26 protein-coding genes are annotated in these 24028 nt (G+C 61.6%); 11 read left to right on the top strand and 15 right to left on the bottom strand.

What is annotated here, in order from left to right; genetic code table 11:
- Window positions 1-74: 74 nt before the first annotated feature.
- The 3 genes from R1A29_RS10105 to R1A29_RS10095 form a co-directional block, all read right to left on the bottom strand.
- Entirely contained in the window at window positions 75-1289 is a 1215-nt protein-coding gene (locus R1A29_RS10105) for a cytochrome c biogenesis protein DipZ (RefSeq protein ID WP_438301344.1), read from the bottom strand.
- A 78-nt stretch (window positions 1290-1367) separates the two neighbouring features.
- Window positions 1368-1664, bottom strand: coding sequence for a hypothetical protein (locus tag R1A29_RS10100; protein ID WP_085708688.1), 297 nt, complete (start codon window positions 1662-1664; stop codon window positions 1368-1370).
- A gap of 32 nt (window positions 1665-1696) precedes the next feature.
- Entirely contained in the window at window positions 1697-1957 is a 261-nt protein-coding gene (locus R1A29_RS10095) for a DUF2790 domain-containing protein (RefSeq protein WP_085708689.1), read from the bottom strand.
- Between the two features lie 308 nt (window positions 1958-2265).
- Between R1A29_RS10095 and R1A29_RS10090 the strand changes: the two genes are divergently transcribed.
- Together R1A29_RS10090 and R1A29_RS10085 are read left to right on the top strand one after the other, a co-directional pair.
- Complete coding sequence (locus tag R1A29_RS10090; protein ID WP_085708690.1) at window positions 2266-3006, top strand: response regulator; 741 nt, start codon at window positions 2266-2268, stop codon at window positions 3004-3006.
- On the top strand, window positions 3003-4310 hold the full coding sequence (locus tag R1A29_RS10085) for an ATP-binding protein (protein WP_438301343.1): 1308 nt from the start codon (window positions 3003-3005) through the stop codon (window positions 4308-4310). The genes R1A29_RS10090 and R1A29_RS10085 overlap by 4 nt, the downstream gene beginning before the upstream one ends.
- A gap of 57 nt (window positions 4311-4367) precedes the next feature.
- On the opposite strand, the gene R1A29_RS10080 is transcribed toward R1A29_RS10085, so the two are convergent.
- Both R1A29_RS10080 and R1A29_RS10075 read right to left on the bottom strand, forming a co-directional pair.
- The gene (locus tag R1A29_RS10080) at window positions 4368-5117 is read right to left on the bottom strand and encodes an HvfC family RiPP maturation protein (RefSeq protein WP_438301342.1); all 750 of its coding nucleotides are present in this window, start codon (window positions 5115-5117) and stop codon (window positions 4368-4370) included.
- Window positions 5110-5949 (bottom strand): HvfB family MNIO-type RiPP peptide maturase, encoded by an 840-nt coding sequence (locus R1A29_RS10075; protein WP_438301341.1) that lies wholly within the window; start codon window positions 5947-5949, stop codon window positions 5110-5112. The genes R1A29_RS10080 and R1A29_RS10075 overlap by 8 nt, the downstream gene beginning before the upstream one ends.
- A 1322-nt stretch (window positions 5950-7271) precedes the next feature.
- Between R1A29_RS10075 and R1A29_RS10070 the strand changes: the two genes are divergently transcribed.
- Window positions 7272-8318 (top strand): class I SAM-dependent methyltransferase, encoded by a 1047-nt coding sequence (locus tag R1A29_RS10070; protein ID WP_438301340.1) that lies wholly within the window; start codon window positions 7272-7274, stop codon window positions 8316-8318.
- Between the two features lie 80 nt (window positions 8319-8398).
- The gene (locus R1A29_RS10065) at window positions 8399-9247 is read left to right on the top strand and encodes an NAD-dependent protein deacetylase (protein ID WP_438301339.1); all 849 of its coding nucleotides are present in this window, start codon (window positions 8399-8401) and stop codon (window positions 9245-9247) included.
- Here R1A29_RS10065 and R1A29_RS10060 read toward each other — a convergent pair.
- Window positions 9231-10109, bottom strand: a complete 879-nt coding sequence (locus tag R1A29_RS10060; protein WP_085708697.1) for a LysR family transcriptional regulator — start codon at window positions 10107-10109, stop codon at window positions 9231-9233. The genes R1A29_RS10065 and R1A29_RS10060 overlap by 17 nt on opposite strands.
- A gap of 176 nt (window positions 10110-10285) precedes the next feature.
- On the opposite strand from R1A29_RS10060, the gene R1A29_RS10055 reads away from it, so the two are divergent.
- From R1A29_RS10055 to R1A29_RS10045, 3 genes are read left to right on the top strand one after another with little or no spacing between them, the layout of a single operon-like run.
- Entirely contained in the window at window positions 10286-10984 is a 699-nt protein-coding gene (locus tag R1A29_RS10055; RefSeq protein ID WP_085708698.1) for a CoA transferase subunit A, read from the top strand.
- A 24-nt stretch (window positions 10985-11008) separates the two neighbouring features.
- Window positions 11009-11674, top strand: a complete 666-nt coding sequence (locus tag R1A29_RS10050) for a CoA transferase subunit B (protein ID WP_438301338.1) — start codon at window positions 11009-11011, stop codon at window positions 11672-11674.
- Window positions 11675-11685: 11 nt separating this feature from the next.
- Entirely contained in the window at window positions 11686-12867 is a 1182-nt protein-coding gene (locus R1A29_RS10045; RefSeq protein ID WP_085733159.1) for an acetyl-CoA C-acetyltransferase, read from the top strand.
- Between the two features lie 106 nt (window positions 12868-12973).
- Here R1A29_RS10045 and R1A29_RS10040 read toward each other — a convergent pair whose 3' ends face one another.
- Window positions 12974-13576, bottom strand: a complete 603-nt coding sequence (locus tag R1A29_RS10040; RefSeq protein WP_438301337.1) for an NADPH-dependent F420 reductase — start codon at window positions 13574-13576, stop codon at window positions 12974-12976.
- Window positions 13577-13690: 114 nt separating this feature from the next.
- On the opposite strand from R1A29_RS10040, the gene R1A29_RS10035 reads away from it, so the two are divergent.
- Window positions 13691-14584, top strand: coding sequence for a LysR family transcriptional regulator (locus R1A29_RS10035; RefSeq protein WP_438302026.1), 894 nt, complete (start codon window positions 13691-13693; stop codon window positions 14582-14584).
- Here the strand turns inward: R1A29_RS10035 and R1A29_RS10030 are convergent.
- Both R1A29_RS10030 and R1A29_RS10025 read right to left on the bottom strand, forming a co-directional pair.
- Complete coding sequence (locus tag R1A29_RS10030) at window positions 14581-15900, bottom strand: Nramp family divalent metal transporter (protein ID WP_438301336.1); 1320 nt, start codon at window positions 15898-15900, stop codon at window positions 14581-14583. The genes R1A29_RS10035 and R1A29_RS10030 overlap by 4 nt on opposite strands.
- A gap of 76 nt (window positions 15901-15976) precedes the next feature.
- On the bottom strand, window positions 15977-16516 hold the full coding sequence (locus R1A29_RS10025; protein ID WP_438301335.1) for a chalcone isomerase family protein: 540 nt from the start codon (window positions 16514-16516) through the stop codon (window positions 15977-15979).
- A 147-nt stretch (window positions 16517-16663) separates the two neighbouring features.
- On the opposite strand from R1A29_RS10025, the gene R1A29_RS10020 reads away from it, so the two are divergent.
- Together R1A29_RS10020 and R1A29_RS10015 are read left to right on the top strand one after the other, a co-directional pair.
- Window positions 16664-17437, top strand: coding sequence for a hypothetical protein (locus tag R1A29_RS10020; RefSeq protein WP_438301334.1), 774 nt, complete (start codon window positions 16664-16666; stop codon window positions 17435-17437).
- An 86-nt stretch (window positions 17438-17523) separates the two neighbouring features.
- On the top strand, window positions 17524-18090 hold the full coding sequence (locus R1A29_RS10015; RefSeq protein ID WP_438301333.1) for a hypothetical protein: 567 nt from the start codon (window positions 17524-17526) through the stop codon (window positions 18088-18090).
- 3 nt (window positions 18091-18093) lie between these two features.
- Here R1A29_RS10015 and R1A29_RS10010 read toward each other — a convergent pair whose 3' ends face one another.
- From R1A29_RS10010 to R1A29_RS09995, 4 genes are all read right to left on the bottom strand, one after another.
- Window positions 18094-18810, bottom strand: a complete 717-nt coding sequence (locus R1A29_RS10010) for an alpha/beta hydrolase (RefSeq protein WP_438301332.1) — start codon at window positions 18808-18810, stop codon at window positions 18094-18096.
- Window positions 18811-18877: 67 nt separating this feature from the next.
- Window positions 18878-19990 (bottom strand): succinylglutamate desuccinylase/aspartoacylase family protein, encoded by a 1113-nt coding sequence (locus tag R1A29_RS10005; protein ID WP_438301331.1) that lies wholly within the window; start codon window positions 19988-19990, stop codon window positions 18878-18880.
- 128 nt (window positions 19991-20118) lie between these two features.
- Complete coding sequence (locus R1A29_RS10000; protein WP_007956251.1) at window positions 20119-20898, bottom strand: ABC transporter substrate-binding protein; 780 nt, start codon at window positions 20896-20898, stop codon at window positions 20119-20121.
- A 255-nt stretch (window positions 20899-21153) separates the two neighbouring features.
- A complete protein-coding gene (locus R1A29_RS09995; RefSeq protein ID WP_438301330.1) occupies window positions 21154-21588 on the bottom strand; it encodes a rhodanese-like domain-containing protein in 435 nt (144 codons plus the stop codon).
- Between the two features lie 102 nt (window positions 21589-21690).
- Here R1A29_RS09995 and ftrA point away from each other — a divergent pair, with 102 nt between their 5' ends.
- Window positions 21691-22680 (top strand): transcriptional regulator FtrA, encoded by a 990-nt coding sequence (gene ftrA, locus R1A29_RS09990; protein WP_438301329.1) that lies wholly within the window; start codon window positions 21691-21693, stop codon window positions 22678-22680.
- On the opposite strand, the gene cobF is transcribed toward ftrA, so the two are convergent.
- Window positions 22649-23404 carry a precorrin-6A synthase (deacetylating) gene (cobF, locus tag R1A29_RS09985; protein WP_438301328.1) on the bottom strand — a complete coding sequence of 252 codons (756 nt, stop codon included), beginning with the start codon at window positions 23402-23404 and terminating at the stop codon, window positions 22649-22651. The two genes, ftrA and cobF, sit on opposite strands and share 32 nt — an antisense overlap.
- Window positions 23401-23973 carry a histidine phosphatase family protein gene (locus tag R1A29_RS09980; RefSeq protein ID WP_438301327.1) on the bottom strand — a complete coding sequence of 191 codons (573 nt, stop codon included), beginning with the start codon at window positions 23971-23973 and terminating at the stop codon, window positions 23401-23403. The genes cobF and R1A29_RS09980 overlap by 4 nt, the downstream gene beginning before the upstream one ends.
- Between the last annotated feature and the right edge of the window lie 55 nt (window positions 23974-24028).

The raw sequence follows: 24028 nt of genomic DNA, 5'->3' as shown, positions 1-24028 counted from the left end.
AAAGCGCTCGAAACAGATTCCGGGCAAACGAAAACGGCCCGGAGCATTCACCGCCGGGCCGTCGTCGATCAGGCTTATGCAGAAGGCGTCTTGGCCTCCTTGAGCAGTTGCTGAATCATCTGCTCCTGTGCCTCATAACGACCCTCGCCAAAGTGGGTGTAACGCACCTGCCCCTTGGCATCGATCAGGTAGTGCGCCGGCCAGTACTGGTTGTCGAAGTTGCGCCAGATCGCGTAGTTGTTGTCGATAGCCACCGGGTAGGTGATGCCGAGTTTCTTCACCTGATCCTTGACGTTGTCGATGATCCGCTCGTAACCGTATTCCGGGGTGTGCACGCCGATCACCACCAGGCCGTCCTTGCCGTACTTCTTCTCCCAATCCTTCACATACGGCAGGGTGTGCTGACAGTTGATGCAGTCGTAGGTCCAGAAGTCCACCAGCACCACTTTGCCGCGCAGGGATTCGGCGTTCAGCTCGGGTGAGTTCAGCCATTGCACCGCGCCGGCCAGCGATGGCATCGCACCTTTGCCCTGCTCGTCCGAAGTCGAATCCGCCCGCACTTTGCTGATGAAGTAGTCGATCACTTTCGGCGCGTTTTCCAACACGTTTTTCTCGACACTGGCGACGCCCTCGGACGATGTACCGGCCAGCAGGGTTCGATCGGCACCGGTGGAAATCACCACCGCCGCCGCCAGCACGGCGACACCTGCGCCACGACGGAACCAGCCCGTGAACGGGATCGACGGTTTCAATCGGTTGACCAGGCCACGACCGGCGAAAATCAGCGTCCCCAGCGACAGCGCACTGCCCGCGCCGTAGGCCAGCAGCAACAAGCTGGTCTGAGCGCTGGCGCCTTGCAGCATGGCACCGGTGAGGATCACACCGAGAATCGGGCCGGCGCACGGCGCCCACAACAGACCGGTGGCCACGCCGATCATCACCGACCCCATGGGGCCAGCCTTCTTGCGAGTGTCCGGATCCAGACGATTGCCGAGCAACACGAACGGCCGCGCCAGCCAGTCACCGATGCGTGCGGAAATCAGCGACAGCGCAAACAGCACCATCACGATCAGCGCGATGTGTCGGCCGGTGTTGTTGGCCTGGATCACCCACTCGCTGCTGACCACTGCGAGACTGGAGATCAGGGCGAAGGTCAGGGCCATGCCGCCGAGGGTCAGCAGGATCGACGAGCGCGTGCGGTCGGCGCCGGCAAACAGAAACGGCACCACCGGCAGGATGCAGGGGCTGAGGACAGTCAACAGACCGCCCAGGAACGCGATAAGGAACATGAGGTTCACCTCTTGAAGGATGGGCGGTCTGCCGATAAAAGAGGTGTCTGCCGCTCACCGGCAGACACACACGGGGACTCAGGCGTTCTGGCTGTCCAGCCATTGGCTCTGCGGGGTCCGGCTGGCACCGTTTTCGGCAACCATCTGCCCCTGCGGCGTATGGCTGGAGCCGTCTGCCGCGACCATCTGCCCTTGCGGCGTGTGGCTGGCGCCGTCGGCGGCGATCAAGGCATCGCTGCCCTGTTTCGCGACCGGGCTCAGTTGGAAGCAGGTGCTGCCGGCGCAGCTGCTCTGCTCGACGGCGCTGTTGGCGTGAGCCGCGACACCGGCAAAAGAGAAGGCAATGGCGGTCAGGAAACGCGATACGTTGTTCATGGCAATCTTCCTTTCAGTCAGTGGGTGGCGGATCAGTTCTGGTTGTCGCAGCCGTCGGCGAATTTGCTGTAGTCGAGCACGCGGGTCTGACCGGCCGAATCGAGGTAGGTCATGCGGGCGTCGACGATGCCGCAGGTCATCGATTTGTCTTCTTTCATCGAGATCACTTTCTGGATATCCAGATGGGTGCCGTAGGTGTAGGTTTGCGGGGCAACGGCTTCGGCGCGGGCCGACAGGGTGCAGATGTTCAGGGCAGCAAACAGGCAAGCGGCGATTACGGATTTGTTGGTCATGGCGTTTTCCTCAGGGCTTCAATGGGTAGATCGGTTGATTGAGCCGAGGCGCTGTGGTGTGCCTCGATGGAGCTCATTTAAAGCTCGCGAGGTATCCCGTCTGTGTCGGAAAACGGCCGGTATAAATCGCTACGTATCTCGCCCGCCGGGGGATACACAGCGATACAAAACCCTGAAAAAATCCTGATTTTGCGTCCACATGTATCCGTCGTTGCGGCAGATACACTGCAATACAAAGGCAGGCAGGCGAGCCCGCGCGGGCTCTATAGACTGCGAGACATTCCCCCACTTGATAGAGGTTTGGCTCCATGGATCATGTCGATCACATTCTCATCGTCGATGACGACCGCGAGATTCGCGAACTGGTTGGCAATTACCTGAAAAAGAACGGCCTGCGCACCACCGTGGTCGCCGATGGCCGGCAGATGCGCAGTTTTCTGGAAGCCAACACCGTCGACCTGATCGTGCTCGACATCATGATGCCCGGCGATGACGGCCTGCTGCTGTGCCGCGAATTGCGCGCCGGCAAACACAAGGCCACGCCGGTCTTGATGCTCACCGCGCGCAACGATGAGACCGACCGCATCATCGGCCTGGAAATGGGCGCCGACGACTACCTGACCAAACCCTTTGCCGCCCGTGAACTGCTGGCGCGAATCAATGCCGTGCTGCGCCGTACGCGCATGCTGCCGCCCAATCTGGTGGTCACCGAAAGCGGTCGCTTGCTGGCCTTCGGTCGCTGGCAACTCGACACCTCGGCCCGGCATCTGCTGGACACCGACGGTACCATGGTTGCCTTGAGCGGCGCCGAGTACCGTTTGCTGCGGGTGTTCCTCGATCATCCGCAACGGGTGCTGAGCCGCGATCAACTGCTCAACCTGACCCAGGGTCGCGACGCCGATCTGTTCGACCGCTCCATCGACCTGCTGGTCAGTCGTCTGCGTCAGCGTCTGCTCGACGACGCCCGCGAACCGGCCTACATCAAGACCGTGCGCAGCGAGGGTTATGTATTCTCGCTGCCGGTGGAAATCCTCGGAGCCCCGGCATGAAGGTTGCGCTGCACTGGCCGCGCACCCTCGCCTCGCGGTTGTCGCTGATTTTTCTGATCGGCCTGATCCTCGCCCAAGCCCTGTCGTTCGGCGCGCAGTATTACGAGCGCTACGAAAGCGCGAAGAACACCATGCTCGGTAACCTGGAAACCGACGTCTCGACCTCGATCGCGATCCTCGACCGCCTGCCGGCCGACGAGCGTCCGATGTGGCTCGAACGCCTGGCCCGGCCCAACTACGGTTACCTGCTCAGTGAGGGCGAACCGGGTACACCGATCGGCGCCGGCGAAGTGCCAATCGCGGTCACCTCGATCACCGACGCCATCGGCGAAGCCTATCCGCTGACCTTCACCGACATTCCGGGGCCGAAAAAGCACTTTCAGGGCCACTTGCGCCTGAGCGACGGCAGCCCGGTGACCATCGACGTGCGCCCGTCGATGGTGCCGCTGTCACCATGGCTGCCGGTGGTGCTGCTCGGGCAACTGGCGTTGATGATTGCCTGCACCTGGCTGGCGGTGCGCATCGCCATCCGTCCGCTCACCCGTCTGGCCAATGCGGTGGAAACCCTTGATCCCAACGCCCATCCGATCAATCTGGATGAACAGGGCCCGAACGAAGTGGCGTACGCCGCCCGTGCGTTCAACACCATGCAGGCGCGGATCGCCGCGTACCTCAAAGAGCGCATGCAGTTGCTGGCAGCGATTTCCCACGATCTGCAAACCCCGATCACCCGGATGAAACTGCGCGCGGAGTTCATGGACGACTCGGTGGAAAAGGACAAACTGTGGAACGACCTCGGCGAGATGGAGCACCTGGTGCGTGAAGGCGTGGCCTATGCCCGAAGCATCCACGGTTCGACCGAAGAAAGCCGGCGCACCAACCTCGATTCGTTCCTCGACAGCCTGGTGTTCGACTACCAGGACATGGGCAAAGAAGTGCAGTTGAGCGGCAGGAGTGAAGCGGTCATCGACACCCGCCCCCATGCCCTGCGCCGAGTGCTGGTCAACCTGACCGACAACGCGCTGAAGTTTGCCGGCGCTGCCGAGCTGTTGATCCAACGGGACAAGACCGGCCTGTCGATCAAGGTGATGGATCGCGGGCCGGGCATCGCCGAAGAAGAACTGGCCCAGGTGATGGAGCCGTTCTACCGCGTGGAAAACTCGCGCAACCGCAGCACCGGCGGCACCGGCCTCGGTCTGGCGATTGCCCAGCAACTGGCGATGGCGCTGGGTGGTTCGCTGAATCTGAGCAACCGTGAAGGTGGTGGATTGTGTGCTGAACTCAAGTTGCCGCTTCAGGCCTGAGACAAACAAAAAGACCCGGGGAGCCATCGTGCTCCCCGGGTCTTTTTGTTGGTGGGATCAGTTGATTCCGATCACACCGTCTTCATGCATCTGTTGCAACAACGCCAGCCCGCTGTCCATGAACGATGCAGTTCCTGGCAAACCTGCCTCCATCGCCAGACCCTCCAGTTGCTCACGACCGCTCAGCAACGGGAACTCGCCAACCCGCTGCAACAACCGCCACGCCAACGGACTCAGCTCGGAAAACTTCACACTGAAATCCGCCGCGCGCCGCACCAGCAACAACGTTGGCTGGGCCGGTGGCGTGGACAGCTGATATTCAGGGCTGAGGATCTGCACCGGCCACGCATACGCCAATGGCCAGGCCAGCGCCGAAACCAGCAATGGCCGTTCCAGCAACAGCGCGGGATCACTTGCCGGCAGCGGATCGGCATCGGACTGCTGCAACACCATCTCCACCCACTCGTAATGCGCCAGTTCCACTAGAAACGCCGGCCACTCGCCCGCACTCAACACGGCGGGCTCCGAGGCGAGGTAACCGACGAACTCCTCGGCGATCTCACCGAATTTCGGCGTCTGTGCCCGGTAGTCCCGCAGGAAGCCGCGAATCAGCAGGCGCCAACGCTCCTGGCCGATGATCCGGATCAGCACCGGAAAGGTCCCGCCCAACAGTTGCGAGACATTGTTGAACACCAGATCGCGATAGACGTTAACCCGTACCGCGTCCATCTCGGTCGGCGGCTTCTGGTTCTCGGGATCGCGCAGGTAGCGCGTCAGGGCCCGTTGTTGCTGCTCAAGATTATCCACGCTGACCTCCTTGATTCTGCAAGCGGCGAATGGTCTGCAACTCCGCTACCAGTTCGGCGAAGGCCGGGAAGTTGAAGTCGCGTTCGAGCAAGGTCGGCTGTGCGCCAAAGCGTGCGTAGGCCTCTGCCAGCAGCGACCAGACCACGGGTTTCACCGAAGCGCCGTGGGTGTCGATCTTCAGCGTGTCGGACTCGTCGAAATGCCCGGCGACATGCATCCCGACCACCCGGCCCGGCTCAATCCCGGCCAGAAACGTCTGCGGGTCGAAACCGTGGTTGATCGAGTTGACGTAGACGTTGTTGACGTCCAGCAGCAGATCGCAATCGGCCTCGCGCAGTACGGCGTTGGTGAAGCTCACCTCGTCCATGTCCTGCCGGGGAGCGGCGTAATAGGAAACGTTTTCCACTGCCAGGCGCCGGCCGAGGATGTCCTGGGCCTGACGGATCCGCGCGGCGACGTGGTGCACGGCCTCTTCGGTGAATGGCAGCGGCAGCAGGTCATAAAGGTGACCGTCATCGCTGCAATAGCTCAAGTGTTCGCTATACAGCGGCACGTTGTAATGATCGAGAAACACCCGGACTTCCCGAAGGAAGTCGACGTCCAGCGGCGCCGACCCGCCGAGCGACAACGACAAGCCATGGCAAGACAACGGATAACGCTCGGCCAGTTCGCGCAGCGCGGCACCGTGGGCACCGCCGACACCGATCCAGTTTTCCGGGGCGACTTCGAGAAAGTCGAAATCGCCGGTGCGGGCGGCTTGAAGATCTTTCATCAGGCCGCGACGCAGGCCGAGCCCGACGCTGGCCTGCAAGGTGGGGTGGGGAATCTGCATGGGCAAGACCTCTGCAATAGTGCCGCCGACAGTGGCGGCCGAGAGGCCCAGTTAAACCGGCGGGTGTATCGCTGCTGTGTGGGCGATGCGCGGGAAATGGCGGTTTTTGTATCGGCGGTGAGCCCGTACACAATGGGATACAGAGCCGCTGCCCTCTTCCTGAACGGCATGCCGACTACCAAACAGGCGACGTTCGAAGCCCGCCCCGGTTCCTGACAGGCCGAAGAGCTCAGAGCTTCCGGATGACACCTACACATGCCGACGAAAGAGCCTACCTCCGCAAGAGAATCAGCTGATTGAATTATTATTTTTGACAGATTAAAGAAACCAAAAAAAACCCGTACCAGCCGAAACTGACACGGGCTTTTCCCCACATTAACGACCGCTACTTCAGGTCGTCAAAGTGATCTCGCAGGAACTCGTAAAAGCGAAACGCTTTCAACAATCTCCATACGAGGCTCAACGTACGCAACAAAAGCTTCATACGTTTTGGCCTCCAAGGTTGGGGGCCAAACCTCCAGCGCACTTACCGGATCACGCGTGCCTTCGGAAGAACACGCCAGTACTTCCGGTGAGGCGGCCGGTTGAAATCCTCCGAACCATCATTCCGGCACGGATGCAAAACCGTGTCAGAGGGCGTAAAACCGTTAGGCCACCAGCCGAACCCTACCGCTGCACCAGGGTGTGAGCGCGAGCATGTTAACCTGTAATCGCAGGTCGTAAGTTTCGGCCCAGTGATTCTCGAATGAAAAAAGCGCATCTTTTGTAAAGCGTTATTTCTGTCAGCATTGCTCTCCGACATCAGGTACTGAAATCACTGCCGAGTGATCTCTAATACACCTACTCATGGCGGGTAAAAATTACATTGCAAGGATAGGAAAAGCTCAATAACATGCCCCCACGCCAGTGCTTCCGGTGAGACGCACTAAGCCTCAGCCGCAATCTGAGGCTTGCTAAAAAACCGCCCGCAAGGCGGTTTTTTTTCGCCCGTCGTTTGCTCCTGGCGGGCATGGGCCGGTGCTCTGACCTGGCTCAAAAAGCGAAATCGTCCTGAGTCGCATCGTCTCGCACAGGACAGGAACCGTCGGCGGAAAATTCGGGAGCCCACGCTAACGTGGGAGAACGCACCACCGCGATACAAGGCTCGAAAATCACGCAGCCCACTCCCGCCAGCACCAACTCCGGCTAGACTCAAACATTACCCAGTCGAGGGGGACGCAGGACAGCAGTGTCGCCCTGCCCGTTTCCACGACCACCGCCCGGTGGTGAATGCCTCGACCCCCATCACCACCGGACTGTGATCCTTGACAGGAGCACATGACATGGACGAGGCCAGACTCAACGAGTTCATGGGCAAACTGGTCAACGACATGGGCGGCGCGGCGATGCTGGCCAATGTCATCGTCGGCGAAGAACTTGGCTTGTATAAGGCCATGGCCGACAGCCAGCCGATCGCCCCGGAAACCCTCGCCGAAAAAACCGCCTGCAACACCCGACTGGTGCGCGAATGGCTCAGCGCCCATGCGGCGTCCGGCTACATGGAACATCTGGACGGCAAATTCCGCCTGCCGGAAGAACAGGCCATGGCCCTGGCCAAGGAAGATTCGCCGGTCTATGTCGCCGGTGGCCTCGGCGTGGTGGCGTCGTTTTTCCACGACAAGGACAAACTGGTCAAAGCCATGCGCGGCAACGGCGCCCTGCCCTGGGGCGATCACCATCCGTGCATGTTCACCGGCACCGAGCGGTTCTTCCGTCCTGGCTACAAAGGGCACCTGATCGCCGAATGGCTGCCGGCGCTGGAGGGCGTGGTGGCCAAACTCGAAGACGGCGCCAAGGTCGCCGATGTCGGCTGCGGTCATGGCGCCTCCACGGTGATCATGGCTCAGGCTTATCCCAACTCGCGTTTCGTCGGATTCGACTATCACGCGCCTTCGGTGAGTGTCGCCACCCAGCGGGCCGAAGAAGGTGGTGTCAGCAGCCGTGCGAAGTTTTTCCAGGGCACGGCGAAAAGCTTTCCCGGCGATGACTACGACCTGATCTGCTACTTCGACTGCCTGCACGACATGGGCGATCCGGTCGGCGCGGCGCGGCATGCCTACGATTGCCTGAAGGACGACGGCACGGTGCTGTTGGTCGAACCCTTTGCCAACGACACGCTGGACGACAACATCAACCCGGTCGGGCGGCTGTTCTATGCCGCGTCGACGTTCATCTGCACGCCGAACTCGCTGTCTCAGGAAGTGGGCCTGGGGCTTGGCGCGCAAGCCGGCGAGATGCGCTTGCGCAAAGTGTTCAGCGAAGCCGGGTTCAAGCGGTTCCGGCGGGCGACGCAGACGCCGTTCAACCTGATACTGGAGGCACGCAAGTAAAGGTCGATACCGGGCGCCTCCATAAGAGGCGCCCGGCAGTGCTAACCTGCAAGGCACTCACAGCCTGCGGAGCGCTGACCATGCTCGACCGCCCCCTCCACGAACATCTCGATTATCTGCAACAGGCCATGGCTGACGGCCATTTCGTGGTGCTGACCGGCGCCGGCATCAGCACGCCGTCGGGCATTCCGGACTACCGCGACACCAACGGAGTTCGCCGGGGCCGGCAGCCGATGATGTATCAGGAATTTCTGTCGGCGCCCGAGTCGCGCCGTCGCTACTGGGCCCGGGCGATGCTCGGTTGGCCACGCGTACGTCAGGCGCAACCGAATGCAGCTCACGAGGCACTGGCCAGCCTGCAAAGCCACGGCCGGATCGGCGGCCTGATCACCCAGAATGTCGATACCTTGCACGATCAGGCCGGCAGTCACGATGTCATCGAACTGCACGGCAGCCTGCATCGGGTGCTGTGTCTGGATTGCGGTTTGCGCAGCGAGCGGGATTCGATTCAGCAATTGATGGAAACGCAGAACCCGTATCTGGCAGGTGTCGATGCGGTGCAGGCGCCGGACGGCGATACCCTGCTCGACCCGGCTTTCGAGGCGCGTTTTCAGGTGCCGCATTGTCCGCATTGCGAAGGCGAGCGGATGAAACCGGACGTGGTGTTTTTTGGCGAGAACGTGGCGCAACCGACGGCGGCGCGAGCCATGGCGCTGGCAGAAAATGCTGCCGGGATGCTGGTGGTCGGGTCGTCGTTGATGGCGTATTCGGCGTTTCGCCTGTGCCGAGTGATGGCGGATCGGGGCAAGCCGCTGATTGCGATCAATCTGGGGAAGACCCGGGCGGATGAGTTGCTGGATTTGAAGATCGAGGCGTCTTGCGAACAGTTGTTGCCGCTGCTGACACAACGCCTCAATGCTCAGCCTTAAGGATGTCGAACAACGCCTGCGCCGCCGCCGACAACTCATTCCCGGAGTCAGTCAACACGCCAATCGCCCGCTCCACCACCGGCTCATGCAACGTCAGACACCGCGCCCCCAGTTCGCGCATCTGCTCGGCGCACAACGCCGGCACCGCGCTGACGCCCAGCCCGCTGGCAACCATCCGCCCCACCGTCGCCAGTTGATGGCTTTCGAATTCCACCGGCAGTTTCATGCCCCGGGCCTGCAGGTGTTCTTCCAGCATCACCCGCACCGTGGACGGGCGTTGCAGGGTGATGAACGGTTCCTGCAGCAAAGTCTGCCAGTCGATGTCGGTGCGCCGGGCCAGCGGCGAATCCTGTGGCACCACCGCGACGAAGCGGTCCTTATAAAGAGGTGTGAAGGTCAGCGACGTGTTCTGCAACGGCTCGAACGCCACGCCGAGTTCGACCTGACGATCGCGGACCATTTCCAGCACTTGCTCGTTGATCACGTCGTTGACCGTCACGTTGACGTTCGGATAACGCGCGCGGAAGGTCTTGAGGATCGGCGGCAGCAGGTTGCCGGCAAACGACGGCATTGCCGCCAGTGTCACCCGTCCTCGTTGCAGGCTGAAGCGCTGGCGCATTTCGTCTTCGGCGTTGTCCCAGTCGGCGATCAGGCGCCGGGCCAGTGGCAACAGCGATTCCCCTTCCGGGGTCAGCGCCACGTTGCGCGTGTTGCGGCTGAACAGGCGCCCGCCCAGTCCCTCTTCCAGCGCCTTGATGGTCAGGCTCAGCGCAGACTGCGACAGGTGCAGGCGCTCGCAGGCCACGGCGAAACTCAGGCTCTGGGCGACAGCGAGAAAGGCGCGGATCTGCTTGATGGTCATGGTCGCGTTGCTCCAGTTGCCAGCTTCAAGCGTTAAGCTGCAAGACAAAGGATGGGTATTTGATGAGCTTTATCAATCAATCAACCTCAAAAATCAACTTAACAAATATATCCCCCAGCGAGACACTCCAGTCATTCGGCTAGCCAGCCGCCCGACAAACAATAAAAGAGGTGCATATGGCAGGTTTCGACAAGCGCGTGTATTCCTACGAGGAAGCCATGGCGGGCCTTGAAAACGGCATGACCGTGATCGCCGGTGGCTTTGGCCTGTGCGGCATTCCGGAAAACCTGATCGCCGAGATCAAACGCAAAGGCACCCGCGACCTCACCGTCGTCTCCAACAACTGCGGCGTGGATGGCTTCGGCCTCGGCGTGCTGCTGACCGACCGCCAGATCCGCAAGGTGGTCGCCTCCTACGTCGGCGAAAACAAACTGTTCGAAGAGCAACTGCTCAAAGGCGACATCGAAGTCGTCCTGACCCCGCAAGGCACACTCGCCGAAAAAATGCGCGCAGGCGGCGCCGGCATCCCGGCCTTCTTCACCGCCACCGGCGTCGGCACTCCGGTTGCCGAAGGCAAGGAAGTGCGTGAATTCCACGGTCGCAAGTACCTGATGGAAGAATCCATCACCGGCGACTTCGCCATCGTCAAAGGCTGGAAAGCCGACCACTTCGGCAACGTCATCTACCGTCACACCGCGCAGAACTTCAACCCGCTGGCCGCCACCGCCGGCAAGATCACCGTGGTCGAAGTCGAAGAAATCGTCGAACCCGGCGAGCTGGATCCGTCGCAGATCCACACCCCCGGCATCTACGTCGACCGGGTCATTTGCGGCACGTTCGAAAAACGCATCGAACAACGCACCATCCGCAAATAATCCAGGCTGACGGAGAACAAGAACATGGCACTTACCCGCGAACAAATGGCTCAACGCGTCGCCCGCGAAATGCAGGACGGCTTCTACGTGAACCTCGGCATCGGCATCCCGACCCTGGTCGCCAACTACATCCCCGACGGCATGGAAGTCATGCTGCAATCGGAAAACGGCCTGCTCGGCATGGGCCCTTTCCCGACTGAAGACACCATCGACGCCGACATGATCAACGCCGGCAAACAGACCGTGACGGCGCGCATCGGCGCTTCGATCTTCAACTCTGCCGAGTCCTTCGCGATGATCCGTGGCGGTCACGTCGATTTGACCGTGCTCGGGGCCTTCGAAGTGGACGTGCAAGGCAACATCGCCTCGTGGATGATCCCCGGCAAACTGGTCAAGGGCATGGGCGGCGCGATGGACCTGGTGGCTGGCGCCGACAACATCATCGTCATCATGACCCACGCGTCCAAGGACGGTGAGTCCAAACTGCTGAGCCAGTGCAGCCTGCCGCTGACCGGCGCCGGTTGCATCAAGCGCGTGCTGACGGACCTGGCGTATCTGGAAATCGAAAATGGCGCTTTTGTCCTCAAGGAACGCGCACCTGGCGTCAGCGTCGAGGAAATCGTCGCCAAAACCGCTGGTAAACTGATCGTCCCGGATCACGTGCCGGAAATGCAGTTCGCTGCCGAGTGAGGAATTCGAAAATGCAAGACGTCGTCATTGTTGCCGCCACGCGTACCGCGATCGGCAGTTTCCAGGGATCGCTGGCCACCGTTTCCGCCGTGGATCTGGGCGCAGCGGTCATCCGCCAGTTGCTTGAGCAGACCGGTCTCGACGGTGCCCAGGTCGATGAAGTGATCATGGGCCAGGTGCTGACCGCCGGCGCCGGCCAGAACCCGGCGCGCCAGTCGGCGATCAAGGCCGGCCTGCCCCACGCCGTACCCGCCATGACCCTGAACAAGGTCTGCGGCTCGGGCCTCAAGGCCCTGCACCTTGGCGCCCAGGCGATCCGTTGCGGCGACGCTGACGTGATCATCGCCGGCGGCCAGGAAAACATGAGCCTGGCCAACTACGTCATGCCGGGCGCGCGCACCGGTCTGCGCATGGGTCACGCGCAAATCGTCGACACCATGATCAGCGATGGCCTGTGGGACGCGTTCAACGATTACCACATGGGTATCACCGCCGAGAATCTGGTCGAGAAGTACGAGATCAGCCGCGAGCAGCAGGACGCCTTCGCTGCCGCGTCGCAACAGAAAGCAGCCGCTGCCATCGAGGCCGGGCGTTTTGTCGATGAAATCACCCCGATCCTGATCCCGCAGCGCAAAGGCGATCCGGTAGCGTTCAAGGTCGACGAACAGCCACGGGGCGACACCACCGCCGAATCCCTGGCCAAACTACGTCCGGCCTTCAAGAAGGACGGCAGCGTCACCGCCGGCAACGCTTCGTCGCTGAACGACGGCGCCGCCGCGGTGATTCTGATGAGCGCCGAAAAAGCCAAGGCCCTGGGCCTGCCGGTACTGGCGAAAATCGCCGCTTACGCTAACGCGGGCGTCGACCCGGCGATCATGGGCATCGGCCCGGTGTCGGCCACCCGCCGCTGCCTCGACAAGGCTGGCTGGAACATCGGCCAACTGGATCTGATCGAAGCCAACGAAGCCTTCGCCGCGCAATCCCTGGCAGTGGCCAAGGATCTGCAATGGGATCTGGACAAGGTCAACGTCAACGGCGGCGCCATCGCCCTCGGTCACCCGATCGGTGCATCGGGCTGCCGTGTACTGGTGACCCTGCTGCACGAAATGATCAAGCGTGATGCGAAAAAGGGTCTGGCGACCCTGTGCATCGGCGGCGGTCAAGGCGTGGCCCTGGCACTGGAACGCGCGTAAGCGCAAAACAGGCACAACAGCGGGCGGCGGATCCACGACATCCGCCACCCGTTGGCAACAAGCCCGGTACGACTCACGTCGCACCGGGTATTTTTTTGCCTGAGCGTCAGTCGAACTTCACCAGATTCAGCACCGGCAACGGCCCGCCCGGGAACTGCACCAGTCGCGCACCCACGCTCAACTCGCCCAGGTCGATCCCGAAGAAGCCGAGCTGATCGATCAGCGCGCCGACTTCTGCCTTGGCCTGCGCATCATCCCCGGACAGGAACAACACGCGCTTGCCGCCCTCCGACGCTGGGTCCGCTTCCAGCAAACGCGCCAGCAAATGGTTGAACGCCTTGACCATCCGCGCACCCGGCACCCATTCAGCGAACACTTCGCTGGACGGCCGCCCCTGCAAATCCACCGGTTTGAACGAAGGCGCTTCAATCGAGTTGTTGGCGTCGATGACGATCCGCCCGCCGAAGTCCGGCAGCCCGGCCAGTGCGGTCGGCAGTTTCGACCAGTTCACCGCGACCAGCACGATGTCCTGGGCAGCGGCTTCTTCACGAGTAACGGCGCGGGCGGTCGGGCCGAGTTCTGCGACCAGATCAGCCAAGGTCTCCGGCCCGCGACTGTTGGCGATGACCAACGGGATGCCCTGACGCGACAAGGCTTTGGCAAACGCTGAACCGATGGCGCCAGCGCCGATGATTCCGATAGTGCTCATGGTGTTCTCCAGAAGGTTTGGTAAGACTCGAAACGAATCTTGCGCTTGCCATTCCCACTTGATTAGCCGGTAATGCCTTGAATGATCTTCAAGCATCGCTATCAGGTCGAAACCATGGAAACCCTCGCCAATCTCGAATCCTTCGTCCGCAGTGCCGAAACCGGCAGCTTCTCCGCCGCCGCACGGTTGCTGGCGCTGACCCCGGCAGCGGTCAGCCGCAACGTGGCGATTCTTGAGCGCAACCTCGACGTGCGGCTGTTTCAGCGCTCGACCCGCAAGCTGTCGCTGACCGAGGCCGGGGAAGGTTTTCTGGCGAGCATCGGAGGCAATCTCGATGCCTTGCAGGCCGCGATTGCAGCGGTGGCAACCGAGCGCGGCGAGCCGGCAGGTGTGCTCAAGATCAGCCTGCCGCCGACATTCGGTATCGATCACATGCTGCCGCTGCTGCCGGAGTTTCTGGCGCGCTATCCGCTGATTCGCCCGGAATGGCACTTCGAAAATCGTCAGGTGGATTTGATCGCCGAGGGTTACGACGTGGCGATTGGCGGCGGGTTCGAGCTGACGCCGGGCGTGGTTTCCCGGCGACTGGCATCCGCTGAAATACTGGCAGTGGCCTCACCGGCCTATCTGGCCGGACGCACCCTGCCCCGGCATCCGACAGACCTCGCCGACCACCAGGGCATCGTTATGCGCGGCCTGCGCACCGGGCGTATCCGCCAATGGCAGATGCACAACGACGCTGGCGAACAGGCCAGCGCCCTGCTGAATCCTAATATTGTGCTGAACGATCCGATGGCCATGCGCAAGGCGGCGCTGCTGGGCCTCGGCGTGACGATGCTGGTGTTGCCCGATGTCAGCGTGCAGATCGAGCACGGTGAATTGGTGCGGCTGTTGCCGGACTGGCACTGCGATGCCGGGGCGATATCGCTGTACTACCCGAGCCGCACCTTGATGCCGGCCAAGACCCGGGTGTTCATTGATTTTGTGGTGGAGGCCTTCGGCCGTTAGGCGGCCAGCTGCAGAATCAGCCAGGCATTGGCGCCGCTGATCACCACAAACAGTCCCCAAGCCAGAATCCGGGTCGGCAACCGGTTCACAAACGGCCCCATCAGCTGTTTGTCGTTGGTCATGCGAATCAGCGGATACAGCGCAAACGGCAATTGCAGGCTCAACACCACCTGACTCAGCACCAGCAACTTGCCCACCGCGCCGTCGCCCATCAGCCACACGCCGATGAACGCCGGGATCAGCGCCAGCCCTCGGGTGATCAGGCGCCGCTGCCAGCAGGGAATCCGCAGGTTCAGATAACCTTCCATGATCACTTGTCCGGCGATGGTGCCGGTGAACGTCGAGCTCTGCCCCGACGCCAGCAGCGCCACGCCGAACAGCACACTGGCCAGCGCGCCGCCCACCAGCGGATCGAGCAAGTGGTAGGCGTCCTGGATGTCCACCACGTCGGAGTGTCCGGTCTGATGGAACGCTGCCGCCGCGAGAATCAGAATCGCCGCATTGACCAGCAATGCCAGCGCCAGCGAGCCGATGGTGTCGATGCGTGCCAGGTTCACCGCGTCCTGCTTGCTCGCGAGATCCTGGCCGATCAGCCGCGTTTGTACGATCGAGGTGTGCAGGTACAAGTTGTGTGGCATCACCGTGGCGCCGAGGATGCCGATGGCCAGGTACAGCGGCGCCGCATCGCTGATGGCCGACAGTGACGGTTTGAAGCCTTGGGCGACGTCCGGCCAGTACGGTTTGATCAGCAATAACTCGACGAAGAAGCACACGCCGATGGTGCCCACCAGTACCAGCATGATCGCTTCCAGTCGGCGGAAACCACGGTTTTGCAGGGCCAGCACCAGCAACGTATCAAATGCGGTCAGGGCGATGCCGAAAGTCAGCGAACACCCCAGCAACAGGTGAAACGCCAGTGCGCAACCGAGCACTTCCGCAAGGTCGGTGGCGATGATCGAAATTTCCGCCAGCACCCATTGCAGCCGTGCCGTCGGGGTGCTGTAGCGTTCGCGGGACAGCTGCGCCAGATCACGCCCGGTGGCGATACCCAACCGCGAACACAGGCATTGCACAACCATGCCCGCCAGACTCGCCAGCAGCACCACGAACAACAGGCTGTAGCCGAAGCGCGAACCGGCCTCGATGGCGGTGGCCCAGTTGCCCGGGTCCATGTAGCCGATCGACACCAGCAAACCGGGGCCGGCAAAACGCAGCACGCGTTTGAAGAACGAGGCATTCGGATCAACCGGGACGCTGCCGGCCACTTCCGGTGGGCAGAACGGCGCGGTGGCGATTTTGGGCAAACTGAATTTCACGCACACATCCAGAAACAAGTCGAAAGACGCAGCTTAGACGTTTCAGTCCACGCGCCCAAGCGCCGATGTGCTGCGTTCAGGGTTTGGCAGTGCCGAGCAATTGCTGGCGCAGTTCGGGATTGCGCGTGCGCGGATCCAGCCAGATGTTGAAAAATGCCCGGGCGAACAACGGGTCGTCGATTTCGTGCTGCAACTGCTGGCCGACAAAGAACCGCGCGCCCTGCCCCGGCAGATACACCCCGGTAATCCGCGTGCCGGCCTGCACATCGACAAACGATTGCTGCATCTGCGTTTGCCACACCGCCAATTGCGCCGGACTGATGGAAGAACCAGCCAGGCGTTTGATCTCGTCGACACTGGCCTTCACCAAATCATCGCGGGACACATTGCGCCGGTAGATCAATTCCAGGGCGAAGGGCTGACCATCGGCCAGCGGACGCGCGGCACTCCATAGCCGGGCGTTATAAATGTCGAAGCCGAACACACTGAAATCCCCGGTGCCGATGATCTGCGCACCGGGCACCGAATCCTGCCAACTGGCCCAGGTCGGCGTCAGCAGCAGCGCCCACAAGCCGATTCCGCAGCATCCACGCAACACCTTCGGTGTTCTGCTCATCGCGGCATCGACTCCGGTAAACCCTGATAGTCAGAGCATAGTCGGCGATCAGTCCTGACACTTTGTATACATTTATTGCATGCATCTGCAGCAATCCGCCAGCGACAGTGCTAACGTGGCCCTCATTGACCCGATGGAGACACTTGCGTGCTGATCCTCAAACTGCTGCTGATTCCCGGTTTCCTGCTGCTGATTTCCCTGGCCGGCAAGCGTTGGGGGCCCAGCGTGGCCGGGTGGCTGTCGGGGTTGCCGGTGGTGGTCGGGCCGATTCTGTTCTTCCTCGCCATCGAACAAGGCCCGGCATTTGCCGCGCAGTCGGCGGTGGCGGCACTGTCGGCCATGTTTGCGATGATCGCGTTTTGCGTCACTTATGCGCAGGTGGCGCAGCGGGCGAACTGGCCGTTGGCGCTGATTGTGTCTTTGTCGGTCTGGGCGGTGCTGGCGTTGATCCTGTCGCTGATTCCGGCGTCGTTGCCCTTCTCGGTCGGCGCCGCGGCGACCGCCCTACTCGCCGCGCCGTATCTGTTTCCCAAGGTGCAACCGGTGGTCGGCGGCCCCGCGCCGAAGTCGGACAAACTGGTCTGGCGGATGATCGCCGGCGCGGCGTTGACGCTGGTGGTGACGATGCTGGCCAGCACCGTCGGCGAGCGCTGGAGCGGATTGCTCGCGGTGTTCCCGGTGCTGGGCAGCGTGATGGCGGTGTTTTCCCAGCAGACGCGGGGGCCGGCGTTTACCGCCGCGTTGTTGCGGGCGACGGCGACGGGGATGTATTCGTTTTCGGCGTTTTGTCTGGTCCTGGCACTGACCGTTCCAAACCTGGGCTTCGGCGGCTTCGCCGTGGCTGTGGCCGTTTCGGTGGCGATGCTGGGCGTCACCCGGCAGTTGCTGGCCAAACCGGCGCCTGCGCCGTCGACGAACTGAACCCGCCCGGACAAACCGCTCTGGAGTGCCGGGTATGCTCCGTGGGATGATCGCCGCCCAAGCGCGACCATCCCTCGGAGATTCGAATGTCATTGCTTAGCAAGAAAGCCGTCGTCCTGTTGTTGGCGGCGGTGGCCGGTTTCGGCGCCGTCAGTGCCCAGGCGGCCAAGGCCAAAGAGAAGGCTGTCGCCGAGAAAGTCTCGATGCTCGACGGCAAGTTCAGCTTTGTCCTGCCCAAAGGTTTTGTCGCCGATCCGTTGCCTGCCGGCCCGACCGGTGCCAAAGGCACGATGTACACCAACGACGCCACCAAGACGGTGGTCATCACCGCCGAAAACCAGATTCCCGAAGGCAACAACGTCAAGGACAACGACAGTGCGTTCCTCGATGGCACCGTCTCCGATTTCATCGACGCACAGCGCAAGGCGCTTCCGGACTTCAACAAGCTCAGCGAAAAAAGCCTGACCCGCAAAGGCAACGGCCTGGGCCTGCGTCAAGTGGACAGCACCGCGACCCAGGGCGGCGGCCAGACCCTCAACACCACGTTGATGGCCGGCTCCGGCACACGCATGGCACTCGTCCAGGTGATTTCCCGGGCCAGCGACAAGAGTGGTCACGATGCGCTGGTGAAAAACATCCTCAGCGAAAAGTGATCCTCAAGGATTGAGTCGCTGCAACCAGTCGTTCAGATCCCGAAGCTCGGCCGCGCTGATGCTGTGGCCGACGCCGGGATAGGCATGGAACGCCGGTTTGTAATCCAGCTTCTCGAGCAGATCTTTGGCCGCGGTGGCGCCACTGTAAGGCACGCGGTCATCCGCCGTGCCATGGCCGATGAAGATCTCCAGCGGCGGGTGCTGTTGCTCTGACTTCAGCTCACCCTTGAGCACCGGCAACACTCGCCCGCTCAATGCGGCAATGCCCCCGACCGCCGCCGGCTGCCGCAGCCCCACTTCATACGTCATCATCGCGCCCTGGCTGAAACCGATCAGGTACACCTTGTCCGGTCGGGCGTGATATTTCTGCGCCGCTGCAGCGATAAAGGCTCGCAGCTTCTGGCTGGCATCCTTCAGATCATCGGTCTCGCCGTTGTAGGCACCGTCACCTTTCTTGCGAAACCACTGGAAACGCCCTTCCCCCAACGCCATCGGCGCCTGCACCGACAGGTAGTTGTACTGCTTGGGCAGCTGAAATTTCATACCGATCAGATCGGCCTCGTTACTGCCATAGCCATGCAGGAAAACCACCAACGGACGCTGTTCGGCGTCCGGATGAACCTGGGCCAGGTAGTTGAGTGGCAGATCGGATTGCAGCGAGGTTTGAGCATGGACGGCGCTGGACGCCAGCAGAGTCAACAGAGCAAACACCTTCAACATAAGCCTTCCTTCACACAGTGCAGGGTTCGGGGCAGAGCCTAACACTGTGATCCGGAAGATGGGGTCATCAGTCGTTGATCAACTTGCCCGCCCGAATCGGCTCGCGCCCCGCCACTTTCGCCTGCCAGATGCCCGGCTGGGTGTAACGTCCACGGTCGATGGCGAACAGCACGCCACTGGTGCCGGCGCGCACGGTGGTCACGCGGTCCTGCAACGGATCGACCACTTCGAACAGCGCATCACCGCGCTCAACCCATTCACCGGCATTGCGCAGGAAACTCACCACGCCATGGTGTGGGGCAAACAGATATTCGGTGCCTTCGAACGGCATGCCTTCGCAGCACTCGTTCGGCGCTGTCGGCCATTCGCCGCTGATGAAGCCCTGTTCGGCGAGGAAACCCAGAATCGCTTCGCAATTGGCCTGGGCCTGATCGACGCGGGTGTCGCCCATGCTGCCCAGCTCCAGGGTGGTGGCGAGGTTGGCCGGCGGGATCGCCGCCTCCGGGAACAGCCGCGCCAGACGCAACCACGGCGTGGAGCAGGATTCATCGAACGAACTGCCGCCGGAGTCTTCACACAACAGCGCCACACCGGCCTTCAGGCGCGCGGCCAGGGATTGCCACTGCGGCCAGTGTTGCGGCAATGCGTAGATGTGAATCGCCGCATCGAAATCGCAGTGCAGGTCCAGCGTGATATCGGCCTCACAGGCATGGCGCAGCAACAGGCGATGCAGCGCTTCCAGTTGCGAAGCCGGGGCCGGCAGTTCGTCGAGTATCAGGCCCATAGTCTGACGGATCAACGCGATGTTGGCCTCGGCATCGTTACCCAACTGATCGCCGATGCGCGCGGCCACCGGGGCGCTGAGTTCGACGAAGGAACGGTTGAAATTCTTGCCGCTCGCCAGTTCGAAACGACCCATGTGACTGCCTTGCAGGTGTTGATCGAGACCGATCGGGTTGGCCACCGGCACCAGTTCAATCACGCCTTGTAACTGACCGTTGTTTTCCAGCTCGGCCAGGCGTTTTTTCAGTTCCCACGCGGTACGCATGCCCGGCAGCTCATCGGCGTGCAGGCTGGCATGGATGTAGACCTTGCGCGGGCCGGCGCCGTAACGGAAGACGCTGAGGGAACGTTCGCTGCCCAAGTGGCTCCAGGGCAGAACATGATCGATGCGTTGCATGGGGAACTCCGGAAACTCTGTCGTCGCTGCCGCAAGCAGTGACCGTGTTGGAAATGTGCTGACAGGATAAATCACAGGCGAAAAAAAGTGGCCACCGCATTAACGGGGCCACTTTTTTCTACGGCGTATTAATGGCCGTACACGTCAAAGTCGAAGTACTTGTCCTGCACTTGCTTGTACTTGCCGTTGGCGCGGATTTCGTTGATGGCAGTGTTGAATTTCTCTGCCAGCTCGGTATCGCCTTTACGCACGGCAATGCCGGCGCCACCGCCGAAGTACTTGGCGTCTTCGTAGGTCGGGCCGACGAATTCGAAGCCTTTGCCGGCGTCGGTTTTCAGGAAGCCGTCGCTCAGGTTGACCGAGTCGGCCAGCATCGCGTCGATCCGACCGGACACCATGTCCAGGTTGGCCTCCTGCTGCGAACCGTAACGCACCAGTTCGATCCCGGCCGGCACCAGCACTTCGGTGGCGTAGCGGTCGTGAGTACTGGCGCGCAGCACGCCGACTTTCTTGCCTTTGAGCTCGACCAGCGGGTCTTTCACGCCGGAGCCTGCCTTCATCACGAAGCGCGCCGGGGTGTGGTAGTACTTGATGGTGAAATCGACGTTTTTCTTGCGGTCGTCAGTGATGGTCATCGAGGACAGGATCGCGTCGATCTTCTTCACTTTCAGCGCCGGGATCAGGCCGTCGAACTCTTGCTCGACCCAGGTGCATTTGACTTTCATCTGCTCACACAGCGCATCGCCGATGTCCACATCGAAACCGGCCAGTTTGCCGTCAGGGGTTTTCATCGAGAATGGCGGGTAACCGGCTTCGATACCGATACGGATCGGCTTGGCGTCTTCGGCCACAGCGGTCAGGGACAACATCGACAGTGCCAGGGCACCGAACATAACCAGCTTTTTCATTTATTACTCCCGTGTGCGGAGGCTTTTATTGGCAGCTTTCGATTGTCAGGTTCGGCCTTGGGCTATGGAGCGCAAAGAAACCGAAGTGGCCGGCAGTCTATGGCGGCGCGCACGGGGCAAATTGTGTTTAAGCGACAAATACTTACAGAAAATCGGCGAGTGCCATCTCGTAGGAAAAGTGTGCGCCAGAGCGGTGCAAGGGTTGTAGGACAAAGCCATTAAAAGTTGCCGCCGAGGGCGGCAACGCACTGAATATCAGCAATCGCAGGCAATCGCGTGGGTCGCGGCTTGCGGTGCCGCGACACTCAACTCGAAGCCCTCATCGAGCCAGCCGGTCACCCCGCCGATCATCTCCTTGACCGGATAACCCAGCGCTGCCAGCTTCACGGCGGCCTTGTTGGCACCGTTGCAGTGCGGCCCGGCGCAGTAGACCACGAACAGCGTGGAGCTCGGGTAGTCCGCCAGCGCTTGGGCCGTTATCAGGCGCCCCGGAATATTGATCGCCCCCGGCACATGGCCGCGCTCGAAGGCCAGCGGCCCGCGCACATCCACCAGCACGAAATCGACCTCGCCGGCCTCCTGGCTGTTGAAGACGTCGGAACAATCGGTTTCGAAAGTCAGACGGTTGCTGAAGTGCATCAGGGCAATGGCCGAAGGGGCAGCAGGAATTTCGCGAACCAGGCTGGGCATGTTGTGTTGCTCCTACGTCTGTGAAGGGATGAACAGACTTTATCGAGCCGCCGCTTGCCGCTACAGTGGCGCACAAGACACTCACCGGGAAGTTTCCGCCAAATGCCTGATTCACCTGGACTGGTCGCGATTCTGGCCTACGACGGCCTCTGCACATTCGAGTTCGGCATCGCCGTGGAGATCTTCGGCCTCGCCCGGCCGGAGTTCGAATTCCCGTGGTACGCGCACTGCATCGCCGCTGTCGATCAAGGCCCGATGCGCGCCATGGGCGGGATTCAGGTGCTGGCCGATGGCGGTCTGGAGCTGTTGGCGCAGGCGCGCACCATCATCATTCCCGGCTGGCGCGACCGCAGCGCGCCGGTGCCGGAGTCATTGCTCGCAGCATTGCGTGATGCGCACTCGCGCGGCGCCCGGTTGCTGTCGATCTGCTCGGGGGTCTTTGTTTTGGCCGCCAGTGGGCTGCTCGACGGGCATGGCGCCACCACCCACTGGCGCTACACATCAGAACTGGCCGAGCGCTTCCCGGCCATTGATGTCGATCCGGACGTGCTTTACGTCGATTCCGGCCAGTTGATCACTTCGGCCGGCAGTGCAGCGGGGATCGACGCCTGCCTGCATCTGGTGGCGCGGGACTTCGGTACTCAGGTGGCCAACACGGTGGCGCGGCGGCTGGTGATGTCGCCGCAACGAACCGGCGGTCAGGCGCAATTCATTCCGACACCGGTCAGCCCGACCCCGCGCAGTGACTTGTCGCGCGTGATGCAGTGGGCCCGCGAACGCCTGCACGAACCGCTGGAGGTACGCGACCTGGCCAGCGAAGCGGCGATGAGCGAACGCACCTTCCTGCGCAAATTCACCGAGGCCAGCGGCCAGTCACCCAAGGCCTGGCTGCAACACGAGCGTCTGGCCCGGGCCCGGGAGTTGCTGGAAAGCACACCGCAGAACACCGAGCAGATCGCCCAGCGCTGCGGTTATCGCTCGGTGGAAAGCTTTCGCGTGGCGTTTCGCAGCGTGGTCGGGGTGCCACCATCGGTGTATCGCGAGCGCTTTGGTCGTGAGATCAAGGCTTGCGCAACAGATAAGTGTCCATGATCCAGCCATGCTCGGCGCGCGCCGTCTTGCGCACCCGCTCGATCTCATCGGCGACATCCTTGAGCTTGCCGCTGATGAGGATTTCATCCGGCGTGCCGAGGTAGGCCCCCCAGTAAATCTCTGTCTCCTGATCCGCCACCCGATGGTAGGAATCTTCGGCGTCGAGCATCACCACCAGACTGTCGGTATCACTCACCTGCCCCGCTGCCAGGCGTCGGCCGGTGGTGATTTCAATCGAGCGGCCGATGGTGTTCAGCGGCACTTTGTGCTGCGCCGCCAGGGCCTGAACACTGGTGATGCCGGGGATCACGTCGAATTCGAACGCGCATCGCCCCGAAGCCAGGATTGCCTGGAGGATGCGAATGGTGCTGTCGTACAACCCCGGATCGCCCCACACCAGAAAACCGCCGCACTGCCCGTCAGCCAATTCGTCATTGATCAGGCGTTCGAAGGTTTGCTGCTTGGCGCGGTTCAGATCATCGACACTGGTGCTGTAGTCCACATCGCCGCGCTCGCGCTCCGGGCTGTGGGCTTCGGCGAAACGATACGTACGATCGGTGATATAGCGTTCGCAGATTTCGCGACGCAGGTCGATCAGTTTGTCCTTGCTCTGGCCCTTGTCCATCAGGAAGAACACATCCACCTGATTCAGCGCCTTCACCGCCTGCATCGTGATGTAGTCGGGGTTGCCGGCGCCAATGCCGATGACCAGCAATCGCTTCATGTGCGGATTCCTTCAAGATCGATTCCGGGCAAGCGTAGCCGCCAGCGCCCGAAGAAACTCAACTCGACCACCGCCAACGGCTCGACATCGATGCTGTGGAAGGCCTGGCCCTGCATGACCTGCATCAGCGCCGCACGAATAATGAACGGATGAGTGACGGCCACCACATGACCCGACGTGGTTTGCAGGGCCGCCAGCCATGCGGCCATTCGCTCGCCGAGTTGCGCCACTGATTCACCGCCATGGGGCGCCACACCGGGATTTTCGAGCCAGGCTTGCAACGCGTCAGGCTCATCCCGCTGCAGGTCCTTGATCGACTGCCCCTGCCAACGCCCCCAGTCGCAATCGCGCAAGGCCTCATCAACCTGCACATCATCACCGAACCATCGAGCAGTCTGACGCGCACGCAATTCCGGGCCGCAGATCAAACGATGCGGTAACCCGAACCGAGCAGCCAGCGAGTCAGACACTACAGCGTTTTCTTCAACAGGTTCGTTCGTAGGAAAACGCGCCAGTTTTTGTGAGACGGTTCTTGCGTGACAAATCAAGGTCAAACGGGTGGCTTGCACGATGAGTCACTCGGTCAGAAGGTAAACAACCACCGGCGAAATGCCGACAGGACGG

Source organism: Pseudomonas sp. NMS19W, assembly GCF_051554255.1.
GTDB lineage: Bacteria > Pseudomonadota > Gammaproteobacteria > Pseudomonadales > Pseudomonadaceae > Aquipseudomonas > Aquipseudomonas kribbensis.
The sequence above is the reverse complement of the archived record's forward strand: the minus strand, read 5'-3'. Positions and strand labels throughout refer to the sequence as shown.